At 75.6% G+C, this 14852-nt stretch carries 2 protein-coding genes; both read right to left on the reverse strand.

All coding sequences use genetic code 11. From position 1 onward, the window contains the following. Positions 1 to 6449: type I polyketide synthase (locus ABTX81_RS39050; protein WP_350555625.1), on the reverse strand; the 6449-nt coding region annotated here is incomplete at its 3' end. A 28-nt stretch (positions 6450 to 6477) separates the two neighbouring features. Continuing rightward, positions 6478 to 14852: SDR family NAD(P)-dependent oxidoreductase (locus ABTX81_RS39055; protein WP_350555627.1), on the reverse strand; the 8375-nt coding region annotated here is incomplete at its 5' end.

Genomic DNA, 14852 nt, shown 5'->3' on the forward strand with positions numbered 1-14852 from the left:
GCGACCCCGGAGGCGGCCTGGGTGTGGCCGATGTTGGACTTCAACGCGCCCAGCCACAGCGGCCGTTCCTCCGGCCGGCCCTGGCCGTAGGTGGCAAGCAGCGCGCCGGCCTCGATCGGGTCACCCAGCGTCGTCCCGGTCCCGTGCGCCTCCACCGCGTCCACGTCCGCCGTGCCGAGGCCGGCCGAGGCCAGCGCGGCCCGGATCACCCGCTGCTGCGAGGGGCCGTTCGGCGCGCTCATCCCGTTGCTGGCGCCGTCCTGGTTGATCGCGGTGCCCCGGACGACCGCCAGCACCCGGTGGCCGTTGCGCCGGGCGTCCGACAGCCGCTCCAGGAGCAGCATGCCGGCCCCCTCGCCCCAGCCGGTGCCGTCGGCCGCCGCCGAGAACGCCTTGCAGCGCCCGTCGGGGGCCTGGCCGCCCTGGCGGCTGAAGTCGACGAACAGGTTGGGCGTGGACATCACGGTCGCGCCGCCGGCCAGCGCCATCGAGCACTCGCCCCGGCGCAGCGACTCCGCCGCCAGGTGCAGCGCCACCAGCGAGGACGAGCAGGCGGTGTCGACCGTCACCGCCGGACCCTCCAGGCCGAAGAGGTAGGAGACCCGGCCGGAGGCGACGCTGCCGGAGCTGCCGCTGCCGATGTACGCCTCCAGGTCCTCCGGCACCTGCGGCAGCCGCAGGCTGTAGTCCTGGTACATCAGGCCCGCGAACACCCCGGTCCGGCTGCCCTTGAGCGAGGCCGGTGCGATGCCGGCCCGCTCGAAGGCCTCCCAGGAGGTCTCCAGCAGCAGCCGCTGCACCGGGTCCATCGCCAGCGCCTCGCGCGGCGAGATGCCGAAGAAGGCGGGGTCGAAGTCGTAGGCGTCGTAGAGGAACGCGCCCTCGTTCGCGTAGGACTTGCCGGGCAGGCTGCCGGTCGGGTCGTACAGGTCCTCGACGTCCCAGCCGCGGTCCGCCGGCATCGCGGCCATCGCGTCCGTGCCCTGGGCGACCAGCCGCCACAGGTCCTCCGGACTGCGCACGCCGCCGGGGAAGCGGCAGCTCATGCCGACGATGGCGATCGCGTCGTCGGCGCCGTCGCGGACCGGGGCGGCGGACGGCCGGGCGGCGGCGGTGCGCAGCCGGTCGCCCAGGGCCTCGGTGCGCAGGTACTCGGCGAGCGCCGTGGGGTTCGGGTAGTCGAACACCAGCGTGGTCGGCAGCCGCAGTCCGGTGGCCGTGTTCAGCCGGTTCCGCAGCTGCACCGACGTCAGCGAGTCGAAGCCGAGCTCCCGGAAGGCCCGGTCCGCGGTGACCGCGTCGGCGGAGGCGTGTCCGAGGACGGCCGCGACCAGCGAGCGCACCAGGTCCAGCAGGAAGCGCTGCTGCTCGGACTCGCTCTGCCCGGCGAGGCGGCGGGCGAGCGAGTCGGTGCCGTCCTCCGGCGTCCCGGCCTCCACCACGCGGCGGGCCGGGGTCCGGACCAGCCCCTGGAGCAGGGCCGGGACGGAGCCGGCGGCGGCGCCGGTCCGCAGCGCGGCGGTGTCCAGCAGCATGGGGACCAACAGCGGCTCGTCCAGGGCCGCGGCGGCGTCGAACAGCGCCATGCCCTGGTCGGCGGTCAGCGGGGCCACGCCCGAGCGGGCGGAGCGCGCGGTGTCCTCGGCGTCGAGGTGGCCGGTCATGCCGCTGCGGTCGGCCCACAGGCCCCAGGCGAGCGACTGGCCGGCCAGGCCGGCGGCCCGGCGCCGGCGGGCCAGGGCGTCCAGGAAGGCGTTGGCCGCGGCGTAGTTGGCCTGGCCGGGGCCGCCGAGGACGCCCGCGGCGGAGGAGTAGAGCACGAAGCCGGACAGCTCCAGGCCGGCGGTCAGCTCGTGCAGGTTCACCGCCGCGTCGACCTTGGGGCGCAGCACCCGCCGCAGCTGCTCGGCGGTCAGCCCGCTCACCACACCGTCGTCCAGCACCCCGGCGGTGTGCACGACGGCGGTGAGCGGATGGGCCGGGTCGATGCCGGCCAGCAGCGCGGCCAGGGCGTCGCGGTCGGCGGCGTCGCACGCGGCGACCGTCACCGTGGCGCCGGCGGCGGCCAGTTCGGCGCGCAGCTCCTCGGCGCCCGCGGCCTCGGGCCCGCGGCGGCTGGTCAGCAGCAGGTGGCGGATGCCGTGCCGGGTGACGAGGTGGCGGGCCAGCAGTCCGCCGAGCGTGCCCGTGCCGCTGATCAGCACGGTGCCGTCGGGGTTCCAGCCGAGGCCGGGCCCGTCGGCGGCCGGGACGGGGACGCGGGCCAGCCGGGCCGCCCGGACGGCGCCCTCGCGGACGGCGAGCTGCGGCTCGCCGGTGGCCAGCGCGGCGCGCAGGGCGCGGACGGAGTCCCGGTGCCCGTCGAGGTCCACCAGGACGAAGCGGCCGGGGTTCTCCGACTGGGCGGAGCGCACCAGGCCCCAGAGCGTGGCGTGCGCCAGGTCGGTGACGTCCTCGCCCGGCAGGGCGGCGGCGCCGCGGGTGACGAACACCAGCCGGGAGTCCTGGAAGCGCTCCTCGCGCAGCCAGGTCCGCACCAGCTCCAGGGCGCGTTCGGCGGCGGCCCGGGCCGCGTCGGCGGCGGGGGCTTCCGGGTCGGCGGCGCAGGGGACGAGGACGACCTCGGGCACCGGGGTGCCGGCCGCGTCCGGGGCGGTCGGGTCCAGCGGCGCCAGTCCCGGCAGGGCGCCGAGGTCCAGCCGGTCCGCGCCCCACACGCCCCAGGGCGCGGCGGGCCCGGAGTCGGCGAGCGTCAGCGGCGTCCAGTCGACCCGGAACAGGGTGTCGGTGAGCGCGGCCCGGGCGCCGGAGAGCTGCTCGGGGCGGATCTCGCGCAGTAGCAGCGCGTCGACGGAGGCGACCGGGCGGCCGGCGCTGTCGGCGAGCCGGATGGCGACCGCGTCGGTGCCCGCCGGGGACAGCTTGACCCGCAGCTCGCCGGCGCCGGAGGCGTGCAGGGTGACGCCCGTCCAGGAGAACGGCAGGCGCCCGTTGCCGCCGCCGGCCTGCTCGGACGCGAACAGCGGTCCGAGCGCGATGCCGTGCAGGGCCGCGTCGAGCAGCGCCGGGTGGACGCCGTAGGCGCGGGCGCCCTCCTGGTGGTCCTCCGGCAGCCGGACCTCGGCGAAGACGTCGTCACCGAGCCGCCAGGCCGCGCGCAGGCCCCGGAAGGCGGGCCCGTAGCCGAAGCCGTTCGCCGCGTACCGCTCGTAGAGGTCCTGGACGGCCAGCGGCGCGGCGCCGGCGGGCGGCCAGGCGGCGAGGTCGAAGGAGGCCGCCCCGGCGGCGGGCACGACCGTCCCGGAGGCGTGCGCGACCCAGGCGTCCTCCGCCGCGTTCTCCGCGCGCGAGTAGACGCCCACCGTGCGGCGGCCCGCGGAGTCCGGCTCGCTGACGGTGACCTGCACCGCCACGCCGCCGCTCGCGGGCAGCAGCAGCGGCGCCTGGAGCGTCAGCTCCTCGACCTGCGCGCAGCCCACCCGGTCGGCGGCCTGCACCGCGAGTTCCAGGAACGCCGTACCGGGCAGCAGGACGCTGCCGGTCAGGGCGTGGTCGGCGAGCCAGGGGGAGGTCTCCAGGGACAGCCGGCCGGTCAGCAGCAGTCGGTCGGCGTCCGCCAGGTGCACGGCGGCGCCGAGCAGCGGATGGTCGGCGGCGCCGAGTCCGGCCGACGCCACGTCCCCGGTGACCGCCGGGGACTCCAGCCAGTAGCGCTGCCGCTGGAACGCGTAGGTGGGCAGCGGGACGCCGCGCGCCCCGGTGCCGGCGAACACCGTCGCCCAGTCCACCGAGCCGCCGGCGACATGCAGTTCGCCGAGCGAGCCGAGGAAGCGGTCGTAGCCGCCCTCCTCGCGCCGCAGCGTGCCCACGGCGACGGCGCCCGCGCCGGCGTCCTCGAAGGTCTCCTGCATCGCCATCGCGAGCACGGGGTGCGGGGCGGCCTCGATGAACGCGCTGTGGCCGTCGGCGAGCAGCGCGCGGACCGCCCGCTCGAAGGCGACCGGCAGCCGCATGTTCCGGTACCAGTAGTCGGCGTCCAGCCCGGCGGTGTCCTGCACGGCGCCGGTCACCGTGGAGTAGAACGGGATCCGCCCGGCGCGCGGCGCGACGGGCGCCAGATCGGCGAGCAGCCGCTCGCGCAGCGCGTCGACGTGCGGCGAGTGGCCGGCCACCAGCACCCCGGGGACCCGGCGGGCCTTGACGCCGTCGGCGGTGAGCAGGCCCAGCAGCTCGTCGAGGGCGTCGGGATCGCCGGCCACCGTCACCGAGGCGGGGCTGTTGGCGGCCGCGAGGGAGAGCCGGCCGGCCAGCGCCTCCAGCCGGGGCGCGATCCGCTCGGCGGAGTCCAGCACCGAGAGCATCCCGCCCCGGCCCTCGATCGCCAGCGCCGCCTTGCTGCGCAGCGCCACCACCCGGGCGGCGTCCTCCAGCGACAGGGCGCCCGCCACGTACGCGGCCGCCACCTCGCCCTGGGAGTGGCCGACGACCGCGGCCGGCTCGACGCCGTGCGCCCGCCACAGCGCGGCCAGCGACACCATCACGGAGAACAGCACCGGCTGGACCACATCGGTGCGGCCGGCCGGCGGCGCGCCCTCGGCGCCGGTCAGCACGTCGACCACCGACCAGTCCAGGTACGGGGCCAACGCGGCGTCGCAGGCGCGCAGTTGCTCGGCGAAGGCCGGCGCGGAGGCGAGCAGCGGCCGGGCCATGCCGTCCCACTGGGAGCCCTGGCCGGGGAAGACGAACACCGTCTTGCGACGGCTGTCCGCCAGGCCCTGGACGAGCTGCGCCGCCGGTTCGCCGGCGGCCAGCGCCCGCAGGGCGGCCAGCAGCCCGTCCCGGTCCCCGGCGACGATCGCGGCGCGGTGTTCGAGGGAGGCACGCTCCAGGGCCAGCGAGTACCCGAGGTCGGCGGCGGCCGGCTCCGGGTGCGCGGCCAGGTGGTCGAGCAGCCGCCCGGCCTGGGCGCGCAGCGCCTCCGCCGTCCGGCCGGAGACCAGGAAGGGCAGCACCGGCGGGGCCTCGCGGACGGGGCCCCCGTCCTCGTTCTCGTCCTCCGCCGGCGGCTCGGGCGCCTGCTCCAGGATCACATGGGCGTTGGTGCCGCTGAAGCCGAACCCCGACACGGCGGCCCGGCGCGGCGCACCGGTGCCCGGCCACTCCCGGGACTCCGTCAGCAGCTCGACGCCGCCGGCCTCCCAGTCGACCATCGGGCTGCGGTCCTCGGCGTGCAGCGTCTTCGGCAGGATCCCGTGCCGGATCGCCAGCACCATCTTGATCACCCCGCCGACCCCGGCCGCGGCCTGGGTGTGCGCGATGTTGGACTTCAGCGAGCCCAGCCACAGCGGCCGGCCCTCCGGGCGCTCGGCGCCGTACGTGGCCAGCAGCGCGCCGGCCTCGATCGGGTCGCCGAGCCGGGTGCCGGTGCCGTGCGCCTCCACCGCGTCGACCTCGGCGGCCGACAGCCGGGCGTTGGCCAGCGCGGCCCGGATCACCCGCTGCTGGGAAGGGCCGTTCGGCGCCGTCAGCCCGCTGCTGGCGCCGTCCTGGTTGACGGCCGAGCCGCGGACCACGGCGAGCACCTGGTGCCCGTTGCGCCGGGCGTCGGACAGCCGCTCCACCAGGAGCATGCCGACGCCCTCGCCCCAGCCGGTGCCGTCCGCCTGCGCCGAGAACGCCTTGCAGCGGCCGTCGGAGGAGAGCGCCCGCTGCCGGGCGTACTCGATGAACGCGACCGGCGTCGACATCACCATCGAGCCGCCGACCAGGGCCAGCGAGCAGTCGCCGCGGCGCAGCGCCTGGGTGGCCAGGTGCAGCGCCACCAGCGAGGACGAGCAGGCCGTGTCCACCGAGACGGCGGGCCCCTCCAGGCCGAAGGTGTAGGAGATCCGGCCCGAGGCGACGCTGCCGGACCCGCCGGCGCCGAGGTAGCCCTCGACGTCCTCGGGCACCGTGGTCAGCCGGGAGCCGTAGTCCTGGTACATCACGCCCGCGTACACGCCGGTCCGGCTGCCCTTGAGCGAGGTCGGGTCGATGCCGGCCCGCTCGAAGGTCTCCCACGCGGTCTCCAGCAGCAGCCGCTGCTGGGGGTCCATGGCCAGCGCCTCACGGGGGTTGATGCCGAAGAACGCCGGGTCGAAGTCGTACGCGGCGTCGAGGAAGGCCCCCTCCTCCACATAGCTCTTGCCCTTGGCGTCCGGGTCGGCGTCGTACAGCGCCTCGATGTCCCAGGCCCGGTCCCGGGGCATCGGGCCGACCGCGTCACGCCCCTCGACCAGCAGCCGCCACATGTCCTCCGGGGTGCGCACGCCCCCGGCGTAGCGGCAGCTCATGCCGACGATCGCGATGGGCTCCTGGTCCCGCTCCTCGATCGTCTGCAGACGCCGGCGCGTGCGGTGCAGGTCCGTCGTCACGCGCTTGAGGTAGTCGCGAAGCTTGTCCTCGCTCACGGTGCTCACCGTTCAACCGCCGCTTTCTTCAGGAAAGTCCGAGTTCGTTTTCGATGAAGTCGAAGATCTCGTCGTCGGAGGCCGCATCGAGTTCGGCCGCCGCGACGTCGCCCACCGGGTCCTGGGCGTGGCCCAGCTTCGACAGGAGGTCCTGCAGGCGGGTGGTGAGTCTGGTCCGGGCGGCCTCGTCCGCGGCCACCCGCGGGAGGTCCTGCTCCAGTCGGTCGAGTTCGGGGAAGAGCAGCGGGACGGCCGCCGCCTCGGCCGGGGTGACCGAGTCCGCCAGGTGCGCCGCGATCGCGCTCGTCGTCGGGTAGTCGAAGAGCAGGGTGGCGGGCAGCCGCAGTCCGGTCACCCGGCCCAGCTGGTTGCGCAGTTCGACGGCGGTGAGCGAGTCGAAGCCGATCTCCAGCAGCCCGCGCTCCACGTCGATCGCGTTCGGGTCGGTGAAGCCGAGGACGGCCGCCGCCTGGCCGCGCACCAGGTCCAGCAGCACCCGGGCGCGCTCCGTCTCCGACACGCCCGCCAGCCGCCGCATCAGCCCGTCACCGGCGTCGGCGCCCGCACCGCCGCCGCCCGCGCCGCGGCGGGCCGCCGGCCGGACCGGGGTCCGGACCAGGCCGCGCAGCAGCGGCGGCACCGGGCCAGGGCCGCCGGCCTGGGCCGCGACGTCCAGCCGCATCGGCAGCACCACCGGGGCGTCCAGCGCCCGCGCCGCGTCGAACAGCGCGGCGCCCTCGGCGGAGGAGAACGCCACGATGCCGCCGCGCGCCAGCCGCGAGAGGTCCGCGTCGGCGAGCTTCCCGGTCATCTCGCTGCGCTGCTCCCACAGGCCCCAGGCCAGCGACTGGACGGGGAAGCCCTGGGCACGGAGGTGGCCGGCGTAGGCGTCGAGGAAGGCGTTCGCGGCCGCGTAGTTGCCCTGGCCCATGCCGCCGAAGGTGCCGGCGATGGAGGAGAACAGCACGAGGGCGGAGAGCCCGAGGCCGCGGGTCAGTTCGTGCAGGTTGACCGCCGCGTCCACCTTGGGGCGCAGCACCCGGTCGACCCGCTCGGGGGTCAGCCCGCTCACGACGCCGTCGTCCAGCACACCGGCGGTGTGCACGACCGCGGTGAGCGGGTGCGCGGTGCCGACGCCCGGCAGCAGGGCGGCCAGCGCCTCGCGGTCCGCGACGTCGCAGGCGGCGAGGGTGACGTCGGCGCCGAGCGCCGTCAGTTCGGCGCACAGCTCCTTCGCGCCGTCGGCCTCGGCGCCGCGCCGGCTGGTCAGCAGCAGGTGGCGCACACCGCACTCGGCGACCAGGTGGCGCGCCATCACGCCGCCGATGGCACCGGTGGCACCGGTGACCAGCACCGTGCCGGCGCTCCAGTCCGGGGCGGGCTGCTCGGCGGGCGACGGCTCGCCGGGACCGGGCCGGGCGGGGACGCGGGCCAGCCTGGCGGCCCGGACGGAGCCGTCGCGCAGGGCCAACTGGGGTTCCTCGGTGAGGAGTTCATCCAGTCGAGAGGGGAGGCTGCCTGCGCTGCCTTCGGCGTCGAGGTCGAGCAGGACGAACCGGTCCGGGTTCTCCGACTGTGCGGAGCGGACGAGCCCCCAGACCGCGGCGTGCGGCAGATCGGTCACCTGGTCGGAGGGGCCGGTGGCGACGGCGCCGCGCGTCAGGAAGACCATCCGCGAGGCGGCGAACCGCTCGTCGGCGAGCCACCCCTGGACCAGCGCCAGCGCGCGGTCGAGGGCCGTGCGCACCGAGGCGGTGAGATCGACGGCCTCGGAGGATCGCGGCGGGCAGGTGACGAGGACGAACTCCGGCGGTGCCGCCAGGTCCGCGGCGGCCGCCAGGGCCTCCAGGTCCGGGTGGACCCGGAGTCCCTGCGCCGCCGCCACGCCGAACTCGTCGCCGCCGACCAGGGCCCAGCCCGGGACGGCGGTGCTCGGCGGAGCGTCGGTGTTCGGCTCCAGTTCGGCCCAGTCCAGCACGTACAGGGAGTCGTCCGTGCCGGAGGCGCCCAGCCCCTCGGGCCGCGCCCGCAGGGCGAGCGAGTCGACCGTCGCCACCGGCCGGCCGATCGAGTCCGACAGGGTCAGCGACACCGTGTCGGAGCCGACGGGCGTCAGCCGCACCCGCACCTCGCCGGCGCCGGAGGCGTGCAGGGCGACTCCCGTCCAGGAGAACGGCAGCTTCCCTCCGTCGAGTTGGAGCGCCGGGCTCAGGCCGATGGTGTGCAGGGCGGCGTCGAGCAGGGCCGGGTGCAGGCCGTAGGCGCCGGCGGTGGACTGCTGGTCGTCGGGCAGCCGGACCTCGGCGTGGACGGTGTCGCCGACCAGCCACGCGGCGCGGAGACCCTGGAAAGCGGGGCCGTAGGCGAAGCCGCCGTCGGCGAAGCGCTGGTAGAGGTCGTCGACCTCGATCGGCGTGGCACCCTCCGGCGGCCACACGGTCTGGAGGTCGTACGCCCCCTCCGGCGCACCCAGGCCGAGGACGCCGCTGGCGTGGCGGGTCCAGGGGTGGTCGGGGTCGGCGTGCTCGGGGCGGCTGTGGATGGTGATCGACCGGGTGCCGTTGTCGTAGGGGGCTTCGGCGGTGATCTGAAGGACGACGGCGCCGCGCTCGGGGAGGATGAGTGGTGTTTCGAGGGTGAGTTCGTCGACCTGGTCGCAGCCGACGCGGTCGGCGGCCTGGACGGCGAGTTCGAGGAAGGCGGTGCCGGGGAAGAGGATCACCCCGGAGACGGCGTGGTCGGCGAGCCAGGGTTGGGTGCGGACGGAGAGGCGGCCGGTGAGGATCAGGCGGTCGCTGTCGGCGAGGGGGAGGGCCGCGCCGAGGAGGGGGTGGTCGGCGGTGTCCAGGCCGGCCTGGGTGAGATCGCCGGTGGTGTGGGGTGCGTCGAGCCAGTAGCGGTCGCGTTGGAAGGCGTAGGTGGGCAGGTCGACGCGGTGGGCGCCGGGGAAGACGGTGCTCCAGTCGATGGGCAGGCCGGTGGTGTGGATGCGGCCGAGCGCCGTGACGGCGGATTCCTCCTCGGGGCGGTTCTTGCGCAGGAGGGGGATGAACTCGCCTGAGTCGACGCAGGTTTGGGCCAGGGCGGTGAGGACGGCGTGCGGCCCGAGTTCGATGTAGCGGGTGACGCCGCGTTCCTGGAGGGTGGTCATGCCGTCGTGGAAGCGGACGGCTTCGCGGACGTGGCGGACCCAGTACTCCGGCGAGCGGACGAGTTCCGGGGGCGCGACATCGCCGGTGACGTTGGAGACCAGGGCGATCGTGGGCTCGTGGTACTCCAAGCCCTGGGCGATCTGCCGGAATTCCTCCAGCATGGGTTCCATCAGGGGCGAGTGGAAGGCGTGGCTGACGCGCAGGCGGGTGGACTTCCATCCGCCCGCTTCCACGATGGCCAGGACCGCTTCCTCGTCACCGGAGATGACGGTGGCGGTGGGGCCGTTGACGGCGGCGATGGAGACGCGGTCCTCGTGGCCGGCCAGGTGTGGCAGCACCTCTTCTTCCGAGGCGATGACGGAGACCATGGCGCCGCCGGTGGGCAGGGCCTGCATCAGCCGGCCGCGAGCCGCCACCAGGGCGCAGGCGTCGGCGAGCGACCAGACGCCCGCGACGTGGGCGGCGGCGAGTTCGCCGACCGAGTGTCCGACGAGGAAGTCGGCGCGCACGCCCCAGGATTCGACGAGGCGGAACAGCGCGACCTCGATCGCGAACAGCGCCACCTGCGCGTACCCGGTCCCCTCCAGCAGTGTGGCGTCCGAGGAGACGACGTCGCGCAGCGGACGGTCCAGGTACCCGTCGACGACGGCACAGACCTCGTCGAACGCGGCCGCGAACACGGGGAACGCCGCGTACAACTCCGCTCCCATGCCCAGCCGTTGCGCACCCTGGCCGGTGAACAGGAACGCCGTCCGGCCGGACACCGGCCGCACGCCGTCGCTGTGGCCGTCGGCCAGGCTCTCCAGGCCGCGCAGCAGTTCCTCGACATCGCGCCCGACCACCGCCGCGCGGTACTCGAACGCGGTCCGGCCGGTCGCCAGCGAGTGGCCCACGTCCACCGGCGACAGCTCCGGCGAGGCCGCCACGTGCTCCCGCAGCCGCCAGGCCTGCGCCCGCAGCGCCGCCGGGGACTTGGCCGACAGCACCCACGGCACCACGGCACCGCCGCCCGGTGCGGAGGCGGGCTCCTCGGCACCCTCGGGCGCCTGCTCCAGGATGAGGTGGACGTTGGTGCCGCTGACGCCGAACGCTGATACCCCCGCCCGGCGCGGGGCGCCCGTCCGGGGCCACGGCCGCGCCTCGGTCAGCAGCTCGACCGCGCCCGCCGACCAGTCGATCTTCTCGGACCGCTCGTCGGCGTGCAGGGTGCGCGGCAGCACCCCGTGCCGCATCGCCATCACGGTCTTGATCACGCCGGCCACCCCGGAGGCGGCCTGGGTGTGGCCGATGTTGGACTTCAGCGCGCCCAGCCACAGCGGCCGGTCCGTCGGCCGGCCCTGACCGTAGGTGGCCAGCAGGGCGCCGGCCTCGATCGGGTCGCCGAGCGGGGTGCCGGTGCCGTGCGTCTCCACCGCGTCCACGTCCGCCGGGGAGAGCCCGGCGGAGGCGAGCGCCGAGTGGATGACGCGCTGCTGCGCCGGTCCGTTCGGGGCGGTGAGACCGTTGCTGGCGCCGTCCTGGTTGACGGCGGAGCCGCGGAGCACCGCGAGCACGGGGTGGCCGTTGCGCCGGGCGTCCGACAGCCGCTCCAGCAGGATCAGGCCCGCGCCTTCGGACCAGCCGGCGCCGTCCGCGTGCGCGGAGAACGCCTTGCAGCGGCCGTCGGGGGACATCGCCCGCTGGCGGCTGAACTCGATGAAGCTGTCCATGGTGGACATCACGACCACACCGCCGGCCAGCGCCATCGAGCACTCGCCCTGCCGCAGCGACTGCGCGGCCAGGTGCAGCGCGAGCAGCGAGGAGGAGCAGGCCGTGTCCACCGTCAGCGAGGGACCCTGCAGGCCGAAGGTGTAGGAGACCCGCCCGGAGGCGACGCTGCTGGCGCTGCCCGTCGCGAGGTAGCCCTCGAACTCCTCGGGTGCCTGCTGGAAGCGGGAGCCGTAGTCGTTGTAGCTGGCGCCGATGAACACGCCCGCCTCGGTGCCCTTCACCGACTCCGGCGCGATGCCGGCCCGTTCGAAGGCCTCCCAGGCGGTCTCCAGCAGCAGCCGCTGCTGGGGGTCGATCGCCAGCGCCTCGCGCGGGGAGATGCCGAAGAAGGTCGGGTCGAAGTGGTCGGCGTCGTAGAGGAACCCGCCGCCGCGTGCGTAGTAGGTGCCGGGCTTGTCGGGGTCCGGGTCGTAGCGGCCCTCCAGGTCCCAGCCCCGGTCGGTGGGGAAGTCGGCGACCGCGTCGCGGCCCTCGTCGAGCAGCTCCCACAGCTCCTCGGGCGTGGTCACGCCGCCGGGGAGCCGGCAGCTCATCGCGATGATCGCGATCGGGTCGTCGTCGACGGTGGCGGCACCGGTGGCCGGCGCGGGCGCGGCGGGCCGGGCGCCGACCAGCTCGGCGTGCAGGTGCCCGGCCAGCGCAGTGACCGACGGGTAGTCGAAGACCAGGGTGACCGGCAGCCGCATGCCGGTCACGGCCGACAGCCGGTTGCGCAGGTCGACGGCGGTGAGCGAGTCGAAGCCCAGCTCGCGGAACGCCCGGCCCTCCTCGACGGACGCCGGGTCGGCGTAGCCGAGCACGGCGGCCACCTGGGCGCCGACCAGTTCCACCAGGGCCTGGACCGCGTCGCCGTCCGACAGGCCCGCCAGCCGCTGCGCCAGCGGGGAATCGTTTCCGCTCCCGCCGGCCACCGCGGCGGATCCGGTGGCGGCGCCGAGGGCGCCGCGCACCTCGGGCAGCTCGGCGAGCACGGGGGCGGCGGGACCGGCGGCCGAGGACGCCGTCAGCCGCTCCCAGTCGATGTCGGCCACGGCCACGAACGGGTCGCCCAGGTCGAGGGCCTGCTGGAGCGCGGCGATCGCCGACGCGGGCTCCATCGCCGGCATGCCGCCCTTGCGCAGCCGCGCCTCGGTGGCGTCGTCGACCAGACCGCCGCCGGCCCAGGGGCCCCAGGCGACGGAGGTCGCGGCCAGCCCGGCGGCGCGGCGCTGCTGCGCCAGGGCGTCCAGGAAGGCGTTGGCCGCCGCGTAGCTGCCCTGGCCGGGGCCACCCAGCGTGCCCGCGAAGGAGGAGAACAGCACGAAGGCGGTCAGCTCCCGGTCCGCGGTCAGCTCGTGCAGGTTGAGCGCGGCGTCCACCTTGGGCCGCAGCACGGTGCGGGCCCGGTCGGCGGTGAGGGTGTCGATCACCCCGTCGTCCAGGACGCCGGCCGTGTGGAAGACCGACCGGACCGGGGAGCCCTCGGCGTCGAGGCGGTCGAGCAGCTCGGCCAGGGCGTCGCGGTCGGCGGTGTCGCAGGCGGCGAGGGTGACGCGGGCGCCCAACTCGGCGAGTTCGGCCTCCAGTTCCCGCGCGCCGGGGGCGTCCGCCCCGCTGCGGCTGACGAGCACCAGGTGCTCGGCGCCGTTGCGGGCCAGCCAGCGGGCGACGTGCCGGCCGAGGCCGCCGGTGCCACCGGTGATCAGCGCGGTGCCCTCGGGCTGCCAGGTCCCGCGCTCCGTCCCGGCGGGCGTGACCCGGACGAGCCGCCGGCCGAAGGTCGCGGAGGCGCGGACGGCGATCTCGGTCTCCCCGTCGGGCCGACCCGCCAGGGTCGCGACCAGCCGTGCGGCGGAGGCGGCGTCGAGCGCCGGCGGGAGGTCGACCAGGCCGCCCCAGCGCTGCGGGTACTCCAGCGCGGCGATCCGTCCCAGGCCCCAGACGGTGGACTGGAGCGGGTCCGCGACGGATTCCGGCCGGCCGGTGGCGACGGCGCCGCGGGTGGCGAGCCAGAGCGGCGCGTCGAGGCCCGCGTCGCCGAGGGCCTGGACCAGTGTCAGGGTGTGGGCGAACCCGGTGGGCAGCTCCGGGTGGGCCGGGTGCCGGCTCTCGGTCAGGGCCAGCAGGGAGAGCACCCCGGCGGGGGTGGTGCCGTCCAGCGCCTCCCGGATGCGGGCGGCGAGCGCCTCGCGGTCGGCTCCGTCCGCGCCGACCTCCAGGGGCAGCAGGGTCATGCCCTGCCGGGCCAGGGCGTCGGCCACCGGGGCCGTCCCGGGCTGGCCGACAGGCGTCACCAGCAGCCAAGTGCCCGAGGGAGTAAGGGACGTGGTCTCGTCGAGGGGCTTCCAGGTGATGCGGTAGCGCCAGGAGTCGGTGACGGCCTGTTCGCGGCTGCGGCGTCGCCAGGAGGCGAGGGAGGGCAGGAGCGAGAGCAGGTCGTCCGGCCCGTCGAGTTCGAGGGCGGTGACGAGGGAATCGAGGTCCTCGCGTTCGACGGCCTCCCAGAACGCGCTTTCCACCGGGTCAGTGCCAGGCGTGGCGGCCGTGGTGGCGGTCCCGGATTCCAGCCAGTAGCGGCGGCGGTCGAAGGCGTAGGTGGGCAGGTCGACCCGGTGGCGGGTGTTGGATGCGAAGGCGGCTTGCCAGTCGACGGTGACGCCGTGGACGAAGAGGTCGGCGGCGGAGGTGAGGAGGCGTGCGGGGCCTCCTTCGCCGCGGCGCAGGGTGCCGGTGACGACGCAGTCGGCGCCGTCCAGGGTCTCCTGGAGGGCCATGGTGAGGACGGGGTGGGGGCTGACCTCGACGAACACGCCGAAGCCGTCCTGGGCCAGGGTCCTTGTCACGGACTCGAGTTCGACGGTCTGGCGCAGGTTGGTGTACCAGTACTGGGCGTCGAGGGTGGCGGTGTCGATGGGCGTGCCGGTGACGGTGGAGTAGAAGGGGACGCCCGTCGAGCGCGGGGCGATGGGGGCGAGGGCTTCCAGTAGCTCTTCGCGGATGCGTTCGACCTGTGCCGAGTGGGAGGCGTAGTCGACGGGGATGATGCGTGCGCGGATGCCGTCGTTCTCGCAGGCGGTCTGGAGTTCGAGGAGGGCGTCGGGTTCGCCGGCGACGACGGAGGAGGTGGGGCCGTTGACGGCGGCGAGCGAGATGCGTTCGGCCCAGGGCGTCATGCGCTGAAGGACCTGGTCTTTGGAGAGTGCGACGGACATCATGCCGCCGCTGCCGGACAGGGCGCGGATGGCCTGGCTGCGCAGGGTGACGACGCGGGCGGCGTCGTCGAGGGTGAGGGCGCCGGCCACGGTGGCGGCGGCGATCTCGCCCTGCGAGTGTCCGACCACGGCGTCCGGAACGACGCCGAGGGAGGCCCAGAGGGCGGAGAGCGAGACCATGACGGCGAACAGGGCGGGCTGGACGACGTCGACGCGCTCCAGGGAGGGCGCGCCGGGTGCCTCGCGCAGTACGTCTTCCAGGGACCAGTCGACGAACGGTGCGAGGGCGT

It is taken from the genome of Kitasatospora sp. NPDC097605, assembly GCF_040302725.1.
Classification (GTDB): domain Bacteria; phylum Actinomycetota; class Actinomycetes; order Streptomycetales; family Streptomycetaceae; genus Kitasatospora.